14 protein-coding genes are annotated in these 15,621 nt (G+C 65.7%); 3 read left to right on the forward strand and 11 right to left on the reverse strand.

All coding sequences use genetic code 11. The features are described from left to right. Nucleotides 1–332 precede the first annotated feature (332 nt). From serA to QW863_RS23025, 3 genes are all read right to left on the reverse strand, one after another. The gene (gene serA / locus QW863_RS23015) at nt 333–1,922 is read right to left on the reverse strand and encodes a phosphoglycerate dehydrogenase (protein WP_315714129.1); all 1,590 of its coding nucleotides are present in this window, start codon (nt 1,920–1,922) and stop codon (nt 333–335) included. A gap of 276 nt (nt 1,923–2,198) precedes the next feature. Continuing rightward, nucleotides 2,199–3,371 (reverse strand): phosphoserine transaminase, encoded by a 1,173-nt coding sequence (locus QW863_RS23020; protein WP_315714128.1) that lies wholly within the window; start codon nt 3,369–3,371, stop codon nt 2,199–2,201. Nucleotides 3,372–3,516: 145 nt separating this feature from the next. After that, a complete protein-coding gene (locus QW863_RS23025) occupies nt 3,517–3,807 on the reverse strand; it encodes a hypothetical protein (protein ID WP_315714383.1) in 291 nt (96 codons plus the stop codon). A gap of 106 nt (nt 3,808–3,913) precedes the next feature. Between QW863_RS23025 and QW863_RS23030 the strand changes: the two genes are divergently transcribed. Both QW863_RS23030 and QW863_RS23035 read left to right on the forward strand, forming a co-directional pair. Beyond that, a complete protein-coding gene (locus tag QW863_RS23030; RefSeq protein ID WP_315714127.1) occupies nt 3,914–4,900 on the forward strand; it encodes an aldo/keto reductase in 987 nt (328 codons plus the stop codon). Beyond that, the gene (locus tag QW863_RS23035; protein ID WP_315714126.1) at nt 4,897–5,748 is read left to right on the forward strand and encodes an amidohydrolase family protein; all 852 of its coding nucleotides are present in this window, start codon (nt 4,897–4,899) and stop codon (nt 5,746–5,748) included. The genes QW863_RS23030 and QW863_RS23035 overlap by 4 nt, the downstream gene beginning before the upstream one ends. On the opposite strand, the gene QW863_RS23040 is transcribed toward QW863_RS23035, so the two are convergent. From QW863_RS23040 to glmM, 4 genes are all read right to left on the reverse strand, one after another. Further along, entirely contained in the window at nt 5,749–6,204 is a 456-nt protein-coding gene (locus QW863_RS23040) for a GNAT family N-acetyltransferase (RefSeq protein WP_315714125.1), read from the reverse strand. A gap of 28 nt (nt 6,205–6,232) precedes the next feature. Then, on the reverse strand, nt 6,233–7,060 hold the full coding sequence (locus QW863_RS23045; RefSeq protein ID WP_315714124.1) for an outer membrane protein: 828 nt from the start codon (nt 7,058–7,060) through the stop codon (nt 6,233–6,235). Between the two features lie 188 nt (nt 7,061–7,248). Next, the gene (locus QW863_RS23050) at nt 7,249–8,091 is read right to left on the reverse strand and encodes an outer membrane protein (protein ID WP_315714123.1); all 843 of its coding nucleotides are present in this window, start codon (nt 8,089–8,091) and stop codon (nt 7,249–7,251) included. Nucleotides 8,092–8,491: 400 nt separating this feature from the next. Further along, complete coding sequence (gene glmM, locus QW863_RS23055) at nt 8,492–9,841, reverse strand: phosphoglucosamine mutase (RefSeq protein ID WP_315714122.1); 1,350 nt, start codon at nt 9,839–9,841, stop codon at nt 8,492–8,494. Nucleotides 9,842–10,248: 407 nt separating this feature from the next. On the opposite strand from glmM, the gene QW863_RS23060 reads away from it, so the two are divergent. Further along, nucleotides 10,249–11,385 (forward strand): alpha-hydroxy acid oxidase, encoded by a 1,137-nt coding sequence (locus QW863_RS23060; protein ID WP_315714121.1) that lies wholly within the window; start codon nt 10,249–10,251, stop codon nt 11,383–11,385. Nucleotides 11,386–11,649: 264 nt separating this feature from the next. Here the strand turns inward: QW863_RS23060 and QW863_RS23065 are convergent, their stop codons facing one another. The 4 genes from QW863_RS23065 to QW863_RS23080 form a co-directional block, all read right to left on the reverse strand. Continuing rightward, nucleotides 11,650–12,228 carry a hypothetical protein gene (locus QW863_RS23065; protein WP_315714382.1) on the reverse strand — a complete coding sequence of 193 codons (579 nt, stop codon included), beginning with the start codon at nt 12,226–12,228 and terminating at the stop codon, nt 11,650–11,652. A gap of 143 nt (nt 12,229–12,371) precedes the next feature. Further along, nucleotides 12,372–13,214, reverse strand: a complete 843-nt coding sequence (locus QW863_RS23070; protein ID WP_315714120.1) for a shikimate dehydrogenase — start codon at nt 13,212–13,214, stop codon at nt 12,372–12,374. Between the two features lie 102 nt (nt 13,215–13,316). Next, entirely contained in the window at nt 13,317–15,080 is a 1,764-nt protein-coding gene (locus QW863_RS23075) for a SulP family inorganic anion transporter (RefSeq protein ID WP_315714119.1), read from the reverse strand. Between the two features lie 94 nt (nt 15,081–15,174). Then, nucleotides 15,175–15,477: a helix-turn-helix transcriptional regulator gene (locus QW863_RS23080; protein ID WP_315714118.1), complete on the reverse strand. Its 303-nt coding sequence runs from the start codon at nt 15,475–15,477 to the stop codon at nt 15,175–15,177. Nucleotides 15,478–15,621: the final 144 nt, after the last annotated feature.

Consider the following 15,621-nt stretch of genomic DNA (forward strand, 5'->3'; position numbering starts at 1 on the left):
ATTCCGCCGAGCACAGACGAGCACAGAAAAGGGGCAGCACGGCCACGGTGCCGTGCAGCCCCTTTCCGGTCGGCCAATTTGGCCCAGCGCGTGAAGAGTTGAGGTCTGGTTGCGAACCGCGAAGGATGTGCGCTCCCTCTCCCAGTTGCGGGGAGGGCTGGGGTGGGGGTGCCTCCTCGATCGAGGCTGCCCGAGTGGAGGAAGCCCCCACCCGGCGCTTCGCGCCGACCTCTCCCGCTCTGGCGAAGCGAAGCTTCGCTTGACGGGAGAGGTGAACCGAGCCAGCGGCTAAGTCGATTCAACCAAGAAGCACCGCGCGCGCTAGCGCGTCATCAGAACGCCAGCGCCTTGGCCTGCTTGACCTGCGGCAATGCCTGGATCTTGGCGAGCAGATCGGCCGGCACCGCACCGTCGACCTCGACCAGCGCGATCGCGTCGCTTCCCGGCGCGACACGGCCGAGATGGAAGGTCGCGATGTTGATCTTCGCGTCGCCGAGGAGGCTTGCGAACTTGCCGATGAAGCCCGGCTTATCCTCGTTGGTGACGTAGATCATCGACTTGCCGAACTCGGCGTCGACACGGATCCCCTTGATGTCGACGAGGCGCGGCTTGCCGTCGGCGTAGACCGTGCCCGACACCGCGCGCTCCTGATGCTCGGTGGTGACCGCGACCGTGATCAGGCTCTCATAGTCGCTCTCGCCGGCGCGCAGCACCTCGTCGACGATCATGCCGCGCTCCTTGGCGATCACCGGCGCCGACACGACGTTGACCTCGCCCAGCATCGGCCGCAGCAGCCCGGCCAGCACCGCCGAGGTCAGCGCCCTGGTCTTCATCTCGGCGACGTGGCCTTCATAGGTGATCTGGATCTTGGTGATGCTGCTTTCGGTGAGCTGGCCCGCGAACGAGCCGAGTTTCTCCGCGAGTGCGATGAACGGCTTCAGCTTGGGCGCTTCTTCCGCGGTGATCGACGGGAAGTTGATCGCGTTCGAGATCGCGCCGGTGAGCAGGTAGTCCGACATCTGCTCGGCGATCTGCAGCGCGACGTTCTCCTGCGCTTCCGTGGTCGAGGCGCCGAGATGCGGCGTGCAGATCACGTTGGCATGACCGAACAGCGGATTGCTGGTCGCCGGCTCCTCGGCGAACACGTCGAGGGCCGCGCCCGCGACATGCTTGGAGTTGAGCGCCTCCAGCAGCGCCTGCTCGTCGATCAGGCCGCCGCGCGCGCAATTGATGATGCGCACGCCCTGCTTCATCTTGGCGATCGCCGCGGCATCGATGATGTTGCGGGTCTTGTCGGTGAGCGGCGTATGCAACGTGATGAAGTCGGCGCGCTTCAGCAGCTCCTCGAGCTCGACCTTCTCGACGCCGAGATCGAGGGCGCGCTCCTCGGTGAGGAACGGATCGAAGCCGATCACCTTCATGCGCAGGCCCTGCGCGCGGTCGCAGACGATCGAGCCGATATTGCCGCAGCCGATCACGCCCAGCGTCTTGCCGGTGATCTCGACGCCCATGAAGCGGTTCTTCTCCCACTTGCCGGCCTGGGTCGAGGCGTCCGCCTGCGGAATCTCGCGCGCCAGCGACAGCATCATCGTGATCGCGTGCTCGGCGGTCGTGATCGAATTGCCGAACGGCGTATTCATCACGATGATGCCCTTGGCGGTCGCCGCGGGGATTTCGACATTGTCGACCCCGATGCCGGCGCGGCCGATCACCTTGAGCCGCTTGGCACGCTCGATGATCTTGGCCGTGGCCTTGGTCGCGGAGCGGATCGCAAGGCCGTCATAGTCGCCGATGATGTCGGCGAGCTTGTCCTTGTCCTTGCCGAGATTGGGCTGGAAGTCGACCTCGATGCCGCGATCCTTGAAGATCTGCACGGCAGCCGGGGAAAGTGCGTCGGAAATGAGAACTTTGGGTTTGGACATGACGATGTTCCTTCACGCCTCTCGCGAGAGAGGGACAGCGCATCGGCGCCGGAATGGGTGGAAGCAATCGAATCGTAGGGTGGGCCAAGCGCAGCGTGCCCACCGGTCTTTCGCGTCGGTTGACGTTGATGGTGGGCACGGCGCTTCGCGCCTTTGCCCACCCTACGCGTCTTGAATTTCGTCATTGCGAGGAGCGGAGCGACGAAGCAATCCAGACTTTCTTCGTGGCCCTGGATTGCTTCGCTGCGCTCGCAATGACGGCACGAAGAGCGTGCGTCACGCCGCCTTCGGCAGCGCGGCCTTGGCTTCGGCGAACGCCCAGTCGATCCACTGCGTCAGCAGCGCGACGTCGTTGGCTTCCACCGTCGCGCCGCACCAGATGCGCAGCCCCGCCGGTGCATCACGATAGTGCGCGAAGTCGAAGCCGGCGTTCTCCTTCTCGACCAGCGACACCAGCTTCTTGGCGAACTCCGCCTGGGCATCGGCCGAAAGCGATGTGATCGCGGGATCGACGACCTTGAGGCACACCGAGGTGTTGGAGCGGATGGCGGGATCCTGGGCGAGAAAGTCGATCCACGGCGTCCGCGCCTTCCAGTCGGCGAGGACCTTGGTGTTGGCGTCGGCGCGGGCGATCAGCGCCCTGAGGCCGCCGATCGACTTGCCCCAGTTCAGCGCGTCCAGATAGTCCTCGACGCACAGCATCGAGGGCGTGTTGATGGTCTCGCCCTCGAAAATGCCGGCGTTGAGCTTGCCGCCCTTGGTGAGGCGGAAGATCTTCGGCAGCGGCCAGGCTGGCTTGTAGGTCTCGAGACGCGCCACCGCGCGCGGCGAGAGGATGAGCATGCCATGCGCGGCCTCGCCGCCGAGCGCCTTCTGCCAGGAGAACGTGACGACGTCGAGCTTCGGCCAATCGAGGGCTTGCGCGAATGCGGCCGAGGTGGCGTCGCAGATCGTCAGGCCTTCCCGGCTCGCGCTGATCCAGTCGGCATTCGGCACGCGCACGCCTGACGTGGTGCCGTTCCAGGTGAAGACGACGTCACTGGCCGGATCGACCTTGGACAGATCCGGGATCTCGCCATAGCCGGCGTGCAGCTTGGTGACATCCTTGAGCTTGAGCTCCTTGACGATGTCGCTGACCCAGCCCTCACCGAAGGATTCCCAGGCGATCGTGGTGACAGGCCGCGCACCGAGCAGCGACCACAGCGCCATCTCGACCGCGCCGGTGTCGGACGCGGGCACGATGCCGATCTTGTAGTCGGCGGGCACTTCGAGGACGTCGCGCGTCAGCTCGATGGCCTGCTTGAGCTTCGCCTTGCCAATCTTCGCGCGATGCGAGCGGCCGAGGGGAGCGTCTTTGAGGTTTTCGGAGGTCCATCCGGGGCGCTTGGCGCAGGGGCCGGAGGAGAAGTGCGGCACGGCAGGCCGCTGCGATGGTTTCGCTGCAGTCATCGTCTATCCTTCCAGATAGTAAGCCTCCCGTTGGGGGGAGGTGTCCCGCTGGCGTGAATACGGGAAGGGTCGTTCCGCGTCAAGGAACTTCGCGCGCCGCCTGTCTGCGTTCACGCGGTCGTGCTGGCATGCAAGCGAATGCAATTCATTCCGGCGCGGCGCCGACCGGTGCCTGACCGGCCGGCGGACGATGCAGGAAGGTCATCGAGCCGTAGGCGCCGATCCAGGAGCCGACCGCCGCGAATGCGACGTAGATCCAGTTCTCCGTGTAGCTGATCACCGCGAATGACGACAGCATGTACCAGATCGAGCTCCAGGTCGCCGCTGACAGCCGTCGCTTGGCAACGACCGCCGACGTGAACATGACGTAGACCGCGTCGGTGGCTGCCGTCGCCAGCACGACACCGAAGGCCGTCAGTGGATTGATCGCCGACATCGTCCCCTCCTCCTCGTTGTACTGCACCATGCGACGTCATTGTTTCGTCGAACGCATCCATGCACAATGACGCGATCTGCACGCGCCGAACAACAAGGATAGAAGAATGGAACGCGTCCGTCTCGGGAGGAGCCCGCTCGACATCACCCGACTCGGTCTCGGGACGGCGCCGCTCGGCGGTCTTTTCGAACCGGTCAGCGACGGCGATGCCGAAGCCACGATCGCCGCGGCGTGGGCGCGCGGCGTGCGCTTCTACGACACCGCGCCGCTCTACGGCTTCGGCCTCGCCGAGCAGAGGCTCGGTGCATTTCTGCGCCGGCAGCCGCGCGACAGCTATGTGATCTCGACCAAGGTCGGCCGGCTGCTGCGGCCGGACCCGACCGCCTCGGGCGACGATCCGCACTACAAGGGCACGCCGCCGCTGCGGCCGCGGTTCGATTACTCCTATGACGGCGTGATGCGTTCGGTCGAGGAGAGCCTGGTCCGGCTCGGCCTCGATCGCATCGACATCCTGCTCGTGCACGATCCCGACGATCACTATGACGAGGCCGTGGCCGGCGCCTTTCGCGCGCTGCAGCGGCTGCGCGACGACGGCAGCATCCGGGCGATCGGCGCCGGCATGAACCAGTCGGAGATGCTGACGCGCTTTGCGCAGGCCGTTCCGGTCGACTGCTTTCTCCTGGCGGGCCGTTACACGCTGCTCGACCAGGGCGCGCTGACGACGCTCTTTCCGATCTGCCGCGAGAACAACATCGCCATCATTCTCGGCGGCATCTACAACAGCGGCATTCTCGCCAACCCTCACGGGCCGGCGAAGTTCAACTACGAAGATGCCGATGCCGCGCTGGTGGCGCGGGCGCGCCAGCTCGATGCGCTGTGCAGACAGCACGGCACCGAGCTCAAGGCTGCCGCGATCCAGTTCTGCCTGGCCCATCCCGCCGTGACCGTCGGCCTGCAGGGCGCCCGCAATGCGCAGGAGGCGGCCGATAACATCGCGATGGCGCAAGCTCCGATCCCGCCCGCCTTCTGGCGCGACCTGCGTGCCAGCAATCTCGTCGATGCCCGGGCGCCGCTGCCGGGAGACGCGCCATGAGCCGTGTCATCGATGCGCATCAGCACTTCTGGGATCCCGGTCGCGCCGACTATCCGTGGATGGCCGGCGACGCGCTGGCGCCGATCCGCCGTCCGTTCGGTCCCGCCGACCTCGCCCCGCTGCTGGCCGAGAACGCTCTCGACGCCAGCATCCTGGTGCAGACCCGCTCGTCGCTCGACGAGACCGAGGAATTCCTGCGCATCGCCCATGCGACGCCATTCGTCGGCGGGGTCGTCGGCTGGGTCGACCTGAGCGATCCGTCGGTAGGGTCGACGATCGACCGGCTGCGCGGCCTGCCCGGCGGCGACAGGCTGGTCGGCATCCGCCACCAGGTCCATGACGAGGCCGATCCGGCGTGGATCTTTCGCGGCGACGTCAGGCGCGGCCTCGACAGCGTGTTCGCGCACGACCTGACGTACGATCTGCTGGTGCGCACGCGAGAGCTGCCAGCGGCGATTGCGACGGTGCGCGCCTTTCCAAGAGCGCGCTTCGTGCTGGACCACGCCGCCAAGCCGCCGATCGCAACCGGCTTCGATCAGGACTGGGCCGATCGCATCGCCGAGCTCGCGGCTTGCAGCAATGTCTGGTGCAAGGTGTCGGGGCTCGCCACGGAAGCCGTCTGGACCGACTGGGACGCGGAGCGGCTGCAGCCGTACGTGACACATGTGGCGCGCTGCTTCGGCGCCGACAGGCTGATCTTCGGCTCGGACTGGCCGGTCTGCCTGCTCGCCGGCAGCTACCGTGAAATCAAGCAGGCGCTCGAGCGCTGCCTGACACAGCTCGGCTCGGACATCCGCGACAAGGCGTTCGGCCCGAACGCCGTCGCGGCCTACCGCCTGCCGCGCTGATCAGAACCGCATCACCATGCCGAAATGGCTCTTGGCGAAGCCGAGCCGCCCGTAGAAGCGTTGCGCGTCGGTGCGGCTTTGATGCGTCATCAGCTCGACCAGATTGCAGCGCTGCTTGCGCGCCTCGGCGATCGCCCATTGCAGCAGCTGCTCGCCGATGCCGCGGCTGCGGCGGTCGGTGGCGACCCGAACATCCTCGACCAGCGCGCGCGACGCGCCTTGCGAGCTGAGCCCGGGCAGGATGCAGAGTTGCAGGCAGCCGACCACCCGGCCCGCCTCCTCGGCAACGATCAGGGTGATGTTCCCATCCCGCGCGATCGTCTCGAACGCGTCGTAGTAGGACTGCGGCAACGGCTGCTCGAGGCGCTCGCGCGCCCGGCCGAGATGATCGTCGGCGAGCATGGCGACAATGGCAGCGACGTCGTCGCGCTGCGCAGGACGGATGCTGACGGACATCGGCATACAGGACAGGCTTGCAATCAGCTCAGAACTTGTAGCCGAGGCCCGCGCGCACCGTATTGATGCTGGTGTCGACCGTCGAGGTGAAGCGGACGTATTCGTATTCGGCCCGCGCAAACAGGCCGCCGACCAGATTGACGTCGACGCCGAGACCGGCGCTGTAGCCGTAGATCAGGTGATTGTGCTGAAGGTTGTTGGCGCTGAGCGGCGCAAGCGGCGTGTAGGTGCCGAGAAATGTCGTGCTGACCCGGTCCTGAACCGTCACGGACTGGCCGATATCTGCGTTGCCGAGTGCAAGGCCGAAAAATGCGTAGGGCAGGAAGCAACCCATCGCATAGCCGGCACGACCGCGGATCGTCGCCATGTCGGTGATCGAGATCTGCGAGGACTGCGTCGACGTCACGGCGTGGAAGTTGCCGTCGGTCAGTGCAGCCGTGCTGACGAGCGTGCGGCTCGAAGAGGCCATGCCGCCGTATTTGCCGTGCAGATAGCTCGCCTCGACGCCGAGCACGACGTCGTCCCACTGACTGTTGTAGCCGACGAAGGCGCCGAAGCCCGATGCGCGCGAGGATTGCTTGCCGAGATTCGGGTTCCAGGACGATACCTGCATCTGGCTCTCGATCAGCGTGTTGGCCAACACCGCCGCCGTCATGTTCTTGGTCGAGCCGTTGAAATTCTCATCGGACGAGCCGTAGCCGCCCTGGACGCCCACATAGTAACCGTCCCAGATGACCCGCGAATTGTTCAGGCCCTCGGTCAGGCCGCCGCGCAGGATCGGAAGGTCGGACAAGTCCGCGGCCTGGGCCGCGGAGACCATGCCGCACACCGAAACCGCCACCACCAGGCTACGCATCGCAACGCTCCAATCAGCACTTGACTCTCTGTTCCGATCATCGCGCGTTAACCTTAATCATTCGTTGTCGCAGCGCTCTGCACGGAAATTCTTTCAGCGAGAGCGCGCGCTTCGCCCGATCAGAAACGCGAAACGGCGCGGGAGGCCCGCGCCGTTCGTTCGATTTGCAGTGAGGGCGAGCGCTCGATTCAGCCCTTGCGGATCAGCGCCGGCATCGGCGGCGGCGGAGGATTGTCGAAATTCCAGCGCACGCCGAGCTTCAGGTCGTGCGAGGTGATGTCCTTGAACTTGAAGACGTTGCCGGTGGTGTTGCCGACGTAGTCGGACAGAACACCGGTCTGCCCGTGACCGAGATCGACGTAGCTGTAGGCCAGCTCCAGCACCAGGTTCGGATTGACGTTGTAAGCCAGACCGGCATGGGCCGCCCATGCGAAATTCCATTTCGAGGAGGTCGGCGCCGTCGCGAAGCTCGTGGTCGTGAACGGCAGGTTGTTGATGCCCGTGTCGGTGAAATTCGAAATCGTCACCCGCGCACCACCGACACCCGCGCCGATGAACGGCGTCACGCACCACCAGGTGCCGAGATCGACATAGGCGTTGGCGAGCACCAGCCATTCGGACTTGCTGCCGCTGTAATTGTCGATGCCGCTGTAGGGCACGCCGCCCGCCGTTGCATTGAAGCGGTCGGTGGCCTTGAAGTTCGCATTGCCGCGATACTGGCCGGTGACGTCGGCGCGGAACCAGCTGTTGAAGCGATAGCCGACGCCGACGCCGTAGATGCCCGCGGTATCGAACGCCGAGGTCTGGTTGAACGACGTCATCGGCGTATAGGCGGATTCGCGCGAGTAATGGACGTCCTTGACCTTCTGATTGCTGAAACCGATGTCGCCGCGCAGATACCAGCCACCGAAATCGGCCGCCGGCGGCGGCGCGTAGACCGGAGGGGGCATGATGGGCATGTCGGCAGCGAAGATCGAAGTGGAAAACAGAGTGGCCGCTCCGGCGGCGATCAGAAACTTAACGCTACGCATTTTTTCGTCCCTTTGGCCGGTGAAGCAATCGGAGAATTGCTTCCACATCACGCTGATGCCACACTATCACGCCAAATGCTTAAGCAGCGCTTAACCCTAATAATTAAGGTTGATTTTTCATGAGCGCGCGGAGTCGTTAACGGCCAAGCAACCCCTCCTAACAATTCGTTAGCGACAATTTTGACCGCAGGATGAAGAACAACTAATTAGTTGAGTCCCATCTCAATCGGTCGCAGCCAAGGCGCTGGCGCGCAGGCGATCGCGTCCGGCAGTCCGACGCGCCCTGCTCGCTCAGGCACATCCGCTCCCATCAGCTTGCGAGCAGAGAAGGGACCAACAAAAAGGCCTGCCATCCGACGTCGATGGCAGGCCGCAGAGATTGATATATTCCCGTCCGCGATCAAGCAGCAGCCGCAGCGTTGCCGACGGCAGCGACGATCTCGTCGACGACCTCTTCGACCAGATCGCGGTCGTCACCCTCGCCCATCACGCGGATCACCGGCTCGGTTCCGGAGGAGCGTACGAGCAGTCGGCCATGGCCGTTGAGGCGCTTCTGTCCGGTGTCGATCGCCGACTTCACCTCGTCCGCGTCGAGCGGCTTGCCGCTGCGATAGCGGACGTTCTTGAGAATCTGCGGCAGCGGGTCGAAGCGATGGCAGACCTCGGAGACCGGACGGCGCAGCCTCTGCACCGTCGCCAGCACCTGCAGCGCCGCGACGAAGCCGTCGCCCGTCGTCGCGTAATCCGAGAGAATGATATGGCCCGACTGCTCACCGCCGAGATTGTAGCCGTCGGCCAGCATGCGCTCGAGCACATAGCGGTCGCCGACCGGCGTACGCACCAGCTCGAGCCCCAGCCCCTGCAGGAAGCGCTCGAGGCCGAGATTGGACATCACCGTCGCGACGATACCGGCGCGCGCCAAGCGGCCGTCTTCCTTCCAGCTCTGCGCGATGACCGCGAGCAGCTGATCGCCATCGACGATGTGGCCGCGCTCGTCGACCAGGATCACGCGATCCGCGTCGCCGTCGAGCGCGATGCCGATGTCGGCGCGCATTTCCCGTACCTTCCGGCACAGTGCCTCCGGCGAGGTCGAGCCGCATTCCTTGTTGATGTTGAAGCCGTCCGGCTCCACGCCGATCGAGATCACATCGGCGCCGAGCTCCCACAGCGCCTCGGGCACGACCTTGTAGGCCGCGCCGTTGGCGCAATCGACCACGACGCGAAGACCGTCGAGCGAGAGATCGCGCGGCAGGGTGCGCTTGGCGAATTCGATGTAGCGATCGTGCACGCCGTCGATGCGGCGGGCGCGGCCGAGGCTCGCGCTCTGCGCCAGCTTCTTGTCGAGCGATTCATCGAGCAGTTGCTCGATCTGCCTCTCGACATCGTCGGACAGCTTGAAACCCTGCGGCCCGAACAGCTTGATGCCGTTGTCCTCGAACAGATTGTGTGAGGCCGAGATCATGACGCCGAGATCGGCGCGCATCGACTTGGTGAGCATGGCGACCGCGGGCGTCGGCATCGGGCCGACCAGCAGCACGTCCATGCCGACCGAGGTGAAGCCGGCCACCATGGCGTATTCGATCATGTACCCGGAAAGGCGTGTATCCTTGCCGATCACCACCCGGTGGCGATGCTCGCCGCGCTGGAACAGAAGACCTGCGGCCTGCCCGACCTTGAGCGCGAGTTCCGGCGTGATCAGGCCGTTGGCGCGGCCACGAATCCCATCGGTCCCGAAATAGTTACGGCTCATATGACCCCCAGCAACGGCTTCTGGATTTCGTTACCGGCGGGCGCGAATCACAGGACCCGCCCTGCCGGTCAGCCCGCGGGTTATAGTCGCCTTAAGGCTAAGATGGCTTCAAAAAATGTGATGAATCATTACCACGAAACCGCCATGACCTCTGTAAGCCGTTGTTAAGACTAATTTTTCATTCGACCTGACGGCTCTGGAGGGCTCACCCGTCGGAGCCCCGCCGCAGCAGGAAGGTGCTCGCTCCGGCAGCCCTGACGTCGTGTTGTTGCGGCACGCTCGCAGTTTGCGTGTCTTGCCCGGCCGCCGTGGCGGTTCCCAAGTTGGATTTGGCAGGCGCCGCAAAGATGCTAGAGGACTGCCCCAGCCCTAAGAAACGAGACGCCGGTGGGGAGCCGAAGACCGCGATGAAACACGTCACCTGCATTGAAGACCTGCGCCTGCTGCACAAGCGCCGCGTGCCCAAAGCCTTCTTCGACTACGCCGATCGTGGCTCCTATGCCGAGGAGACGCTGCGCGCCAATCGCGAGGATCTGCAGAAGATCAAGTTCCGCCAGCGCATCCTGGTCGACGTCTCCAAGCGCGATCTGTCGACAACGATCCTCGGCGAGCCCTCGTCGATGCCGCTGATCCTGGCGCCGGTCGGCCTCCTGGGCATGCAGCACGGCGACGGCGAGATTCACGCCTGCCGCGCGGCGCAGGCCGCCGGCATCCCGTTCACGCAGAGCACGATGTCGATCTGCTCGATCGAGGACATCGCGGGCAGCGTCGAGAAGCCGTTCTGGTTCCAGCTCTACGTCATGAAGGACCGCGGCTTCATCAAGGCCCTGGTCGAGCGCGCGATCGCTGCGAAGTGCAGCGCACTATGCTTGACCGTCGACCTGCAGGTGATCGGCCAGCGCCACCAGGACATCAAGAACGGCATGAGCGTGCCGCCGGAATGGACGCTGTCGAAGCTGTTCGACTTCGCCACCAAGCCGGCCTGGGTGCAGGGCGTGCTGCAGGGCAAGCGCCGCACCTTCGGCAACATCGCCGGCCACGTGAAGAACACCGAGGATCTCACCAAGCTCTCGGCCTGGACCGCCGCGCAGTTCGACACCTCGCTGAACTGGAAGGACGTCGACTGGATCCGCTCGATCTGGCCGGGCAAGCTGATCATCAAGGGCATCCACGACATCGAGGACGCCAAGCTCGCGGTCGAGACCGGCGCGCAGGCGATGGTCGTCTCCAACCACGGCGGCCGCCAGCTCGACGGCGCGCCGTCCTCGATCCACGTCCTGCCCGGCATCGCCGAGGCGGTCGGCGACAAGATCGAGATCATGTTCGATGGCGGCATCCGCTCCGGCCAGGACGTGATGCGTGCGCTCGCGCTCGGTGCCAAATCCTGCATGCTCGGCCGCGCCTATGCCTACGGCCTCGGCGCCGGCGGCCAGGCCGGCGTCGCCAAGGCCATCGACATCATCCGCAACGAGCTCTTGACGACGATGGGCCTGTGCGGCGTCAACACGGTGGCCGAGATCGACCGGAAGGTGCTGGCGGATTAGCTCGAGAATCGGCGAGCAAGGTGCTCGGACTAATCAGCTTACGCGCCCCCGACTTCCACCATGCAAAAGCTGTCGTCCCGGACAAGCCGTGACGCGCGTCAGCGCGGCGCGGCGCTGATCCGGGACCCATACTCCGTGGCCGTCGTGTTGGGCAAAAGCCCAATTGCCACTGCGCCCTAAACTCCTCCCTGGGGGTATGGTCCCTGCGTTCGCAGGGACGACACCGGCAACGGAGACGCAGTTGAGCACACAGAGAAAGGCAGGTCACATCGGCGGCGTCAGCCCATCGCGGCCGATGCTGACGCGGCTGGTCTCGAGCGAACCGTCAGGCAATTGCTTGACGGTGGCGATCACCTTGGCGCCGGCTTTCAGCTCGGACTTGTCGCCGGGCACGAAGGTGACGATCGGCGTGTCCGGCGTAATGTCGACGCGCTTTTCGCCCCCCTTGTACTTGACGAGCAGCGAGTGACCGTCGGTCGAGACCGAGCTTTCGGACACGGTGGCGTTGGTCATGCTCGAATTCGGCTTCAGGTCCCACGACCGCGAGCCTTCACCCGTTCCGCGCATGTCCTCGGGAAATATGTGGATCTCGACCGCCTTCGGCGCGCCATCCGGGCCGGGCACCGTGGTGGCGCCGATGAACGAGCCCAGCTTGATGTCGGAAAGCTGCGCCTTGACGACACCCGAGACGCGCAGATCACCGGCCATGCGCAGCTTGAAGATCTCGCCGCTGCGGGCTTTCACCGTCATCGTATTGGCGTCGACGCTTTCGATGGCGCCGCGCACGCGCGTCGGCACGGGGGCCTGCTGGGCGATGGCGAGCGCGGATACAGCCGCAACCATGGCGAGTGAAGCGACGGAACGGAACAGGATGAGACGAGGGGACATGCATGGCTCCGAGGGCGAGAGAAGATCATCCGCGTCCAATGCGGGGCTACGCGGACGCTCGATCAATGAGACGCCGACCATCTGCGCTTATTCCGCGCTCAAGCCCTTGTGAGATCGGCCTCGACCAGCGCGCGCAACTCGGGCGTGACCTGCGGACGGCGGCCGAACCACAATTCGAAGCCACGCACGGCCTGGTGCAGCAGCATGCCGAGTCCATCGGCAGTGCGCAGCCCCCTCGCCCGCGCCGCCGCGAGCAACTGCGTCTCCAGCGGCACGTAGACGATGTCGGCGACGACGGCCTGCTGCGGCAACAGCTCGACGTCGAGCTCGAGCGGCGGCTGACCGTGCATGCCGAGCGAGGTGGTGTTCACGAACAGGCCCGCGCGCGGCAGCAGCGCGCCGACGCGGTCCCAGCCTTCGGCAACGACATGGCTGCCGAACTGATCAGCCAGGGCTTGTGCGCGCGCCGCGGTGCGGTTGATGATGTGGACGCGGCCGATGCCGCGCTCGAGCAGGCCGAACACGACGGCCCGCGCCGAGCCGCCGGAGCCGAGCACCAGCGCCTCGTCGGTGCGGTCCCAGCCTGGGGCAGCGGCGTCCAGATTGCCGATGAAGCCTTCGACGTCGGTGTTGGTGGCCCGCAGGATGCGGTCCTCGTACCAGAGCGTGTTGGCCGCGCCGACGGCGCGGGCACGCGCGTCCGGCTCGCTCAGCTCCAGCACGCGCTCCTTGTGCGGGATCGTGACGTTGGCGCCGACGAAGCCGCGACGGTCGAGATGCATGACGAAGTCCGCCAGCTCTTCCGGCGGCACCGCCTCGATGGTGTAGCCGCCGGCAATGCCGAGCTCGTGCAGCCAATGATGATGGATCAAGGGCGAGCGCGAATGCGCGGCAGGCCAGCCGATCAGGCACGCAGCGCGGGGTTTGGCGGCAAGGGTCATGGCCGTGACATCGGACAAGCCCCGGCTGGAGTCAATGCTGGGGCGCGGCAGTCGCCCCCAGGCGCCATGGCCCAAACGGCGACGCGGCGTTGGGGCCGCGTGTCAGCTCGCGGCGAGCCCATCGGCGACGTCCGCCGGTGCCGTCTCCTTGCCCTTGATGTCGGCCACCGCGCGCTCGATGGTCTCGCGGTAGCGCACCAGCGGCGGCCGCACGCCATGGGTCAGCAGCGCCCGGCGCACGGTCGGCGAGGCGCCGGTGATGAACAGGCGGATGCCCTGGCGCTTGGCCTTGGCGGCAACGCGGCTCATGGCGTTGGCGGCCGTCGAATCCAGGAACGGCACCGCTGCGAAATCGACCACGAAGGCCTTGCGGCGGTCGGCGATCGAGTCGAGCACGGTGCCGACGGTCGAGGCGGCGCCGAAGAAGAACGCACCGGTGATGCGATAGACCAGCACGTCCTTGTCGGCGCTGAGCTTCGGATTGTACGGCACCCGCGCCTCATCCTCGAAGTCGGCGCGGTCCTTTGCGACCAGAGGCGACCCGTCCTCGACGCCGGTCATCTGCGCCATGCGGTTGATGAACAGCACGGCGCCGAGCGCGAAGCCGACCAGGATGCCCTCGGTGAGATCGCGGAAGACCGTCAGCCCGAAGGTCGCGAGCAACACCGTGGCATCGCCCCAGGACGATCGGATCAGGGTGGCGAACTCGTGCTTCTCGGCCATGTTCCAGGCGACAACGACGAGCACCGCGGCGAGCGCCGACAGCGGGATGTAGCTCGCCAGCGGCGCCGCGATCAGCATGAACACCAAAAGAAACAGCGAATGCAGCATGCCCGACACCGGTCCGCGGGCGCCGGCGCGAACATTGGTGGCGGTGCGCGCGATGGTGCCGGTGACGCAGATGCCGCCGAACAAGGCCGAGCCGACATTGGCAAAGCCCTGCGCCACCAGCTCGCAGTTGGAGCGATGGCGACGGCCGGTCATGCCGTCGGCGACGACGGCCGACAGCAGCGATTCGATGGCTCCGAGCAGTGCGAAGGCGATCGCGTCGGGGAACACCGCCTGGACCTTGGCGAGCGAGAACGCCGGCAACGCCGGCGCCGGCAGCTCGCGCGGGATACCGCCGAATTTCGTCCCAATGGTCTCGACCGGAAGCTGCAGCGCGAAGGTGATGATGGCCGCGACCACCACCGCGATCAGGATGCCGGGCCAGGTCGGCCGCAGATGCTTGAGGCCGATGATGATCGCGATCGACAGCGCGGCCGTCACGACCGCAGACATGCTCGCGGTCGGCGCGCCATGCGCGAGCGCCGTGAGCTTCGGAAGCAGCTCGCCCGGCTCCTTGCCCGCAAGCGTGATACCGAACAGATCCTTCAGCTGGCTGGCAAAGATGATGACGGCGATGCCCGCGGTGAAGCCGACTGTGACCGGATAGGGAATGAACTTGATGTAGGTGCCGAGCCGCAGATATCCGGCGATCACCAGCATCACGCCGGACATCATCGTCGCGATCAGCAGGCCATCGAGACCCTGGCGATCGACCGTCGCAGCGACCAGCACGATGAAGGCACCCGCGGGACCGCCGATCTGAAAGCGGCTGCCGCCGAGCAGCGAGACCAGGAAGCCGCCGATCACGGCGGTGTAGAGACCACGCCCCGGCGAGACACCGGAGGCGATCGCGATCGCCATCGACAGCGGCAGCGCCACGATCGCCACCGTCAGGCCCGCCAGCGCGTCGGCGCGAAAGTCGCTGAGGCCGTAGCCCTCGCGCAAGACCGTCAGGAGTTTGGGGGAATAAAGCTCGGCGAAGGTCGGCTCATGATGTCCGACCCGCCCGTGCGAACGGTGTTCGTTTGCGATGCTCATGCCCATCACGCTCCCGTCGCCTCATCGGGCCGCGGCGCAGCCGACGATGCGTCCCACACGAAGCGCCCAGGGGCCCCGTGCCCGCGCGATGAGCCTAGCTTGCGTCATCGCGCGCGATGTCAGTTTGACGGCCCATGCGGCGGGGCGGCCCCGGGTCCTTCAGGCGAACACCACGCCCGCCGTTCTCGCTGCGGGAATGCTCACCGATCAGATCCACGCCCGCGCGATTGAGCGCATCGACGACCTTGGTCAGCGAGTCCACCACGCCGCGGACGTTGCCCGTGGAGGCTTCCATCCGCTGGATCGTCGGCAGCGACACGCCGGCCAGCTCGGCCAAGGTTCTCTGATCTATCCCGAGCAGCGCTCGCGCTGCCCGCATCTGGAACGACGTGATCACGCTGGCCTCACGTGGCAGACACCATAAATGATGTCTGAGACAAAGACAATGATGTAAAATACATCACAAACTGATCTCGGACGCAAGCTGGAACCCGGCCCTCGCCGTTTGTTCCCTGCGCGCGCGAGCAAAGGTCCCGACGCG

The sequence above is a fragment of the Bradyrhizobium sp. SZCCHNR1017 genome (assembly GCF_032381375.1).
Classification (GTDB): Bacteria; Pseudomonadota; Alphaproteobacteria; order Rhizobiales; family Xanthobacteraceae; genus Bradyrhizobium.

What these genes read in the sequence shown, in the direction of transcription:
- serA (WP_315714129.1), bottom strand. Translation starts at nt 1,922, where the DNA reads ATGTCCAAACCCAAAGTTCTCATTTCCGACGCACTTTCCCCGGCTGCC.
- QW863_RS23020 (WP_315714128.1), bottom strand. Translation starts at nt 3,371, where the DNA reads ATGACTGCAGCGAAACCATCGCAGCGGCCTGCCGTGCCGCACTTCTCC.
- QW863_RS23025 (WP_315714383.1), bottom strand. Translation starts at nt 3,807, where the DNA reads ATGTCGGCGATCAATCCACTGACGGCCTTCGGTGTCGTGCTGGCGACG.
- QW863_RS23030 (WP_315714127.1), top strand. Translation starts at nt 3,914, where the DNA reads ATGGAACGCGTCCGTCTCGGGAGGAGCCCGCTCGACATCACCCGACTC.
- QW863_RS23035 (WP_315714126.1), top strand. Translation starts at nt 4,897, where the DNA reads ATGAGCCGTGTCATCGATGCGCATCAGCACTTCTGGGATCCCGGTCGC.
- QW863_RS23040 (WP_315714125.1), bottom strand. Translation starts at nt 6,204, where the DNA reads ATGTCCGTCAGCATCCGTCCTGCGCAGCGCGACGACGTCGCTGCCATT.
- QW863_RS23045 (WP_315714124.1), bottom strand. Translation starts at nt 7,060, where the DNA reads ATGCGTAGCCTGGTGGTGGCGGTTTCGGTGTGCGGCATGGTCTCCGCG.
- QW863_RS23050 (WP_315714123.1), bottom strand. Translation starts at nt 8,091, where the DNA reads ATGCGTAGCGTTAAGTTTCTGATCGCCGCCGGAGCGGCCACTCTGTTT.
- glmM (WP_315714122.1), bottom strand. Translation starts at nt 9,841, where the DNA reads ATGAGCCGTAACTATTTCGGGACCGATGGGATTCGTGGCCGCGCCAAC.
- QW863_RS23060 (WP_315714121.1), top strand. Translation starts at nt 10,249, where the DNA reads ATGAAACACGTCACCTGCATTGAAGACCTGCGCCTGCTGCACAAGCGC.
- QW863_RS23065 (WP_315714382.1), bottom strand. Translation starts at nt 12,228, where the DNA reads ATGGTTGCGGCTGTATCCGCGCTCGCCATCGCCCAGCAGGCCCCCGTG.
- QW863_RS23070 (WP_315714120.1), bottom strand. Translation starts at nt 13,214, where the DNA reads ATGACCCTTGCCGCCAAACCCCGCGCTGCGTGCCTGATCGGCTGGCCT.
- QW863_RS23075 (WP_315714119.1), bottom strand. Translation starts at nt 15,080, where the DNA reads ATGAGCATCGCAAACGAACACCGTTCGCACGGGCGGGTCGGACATCAT.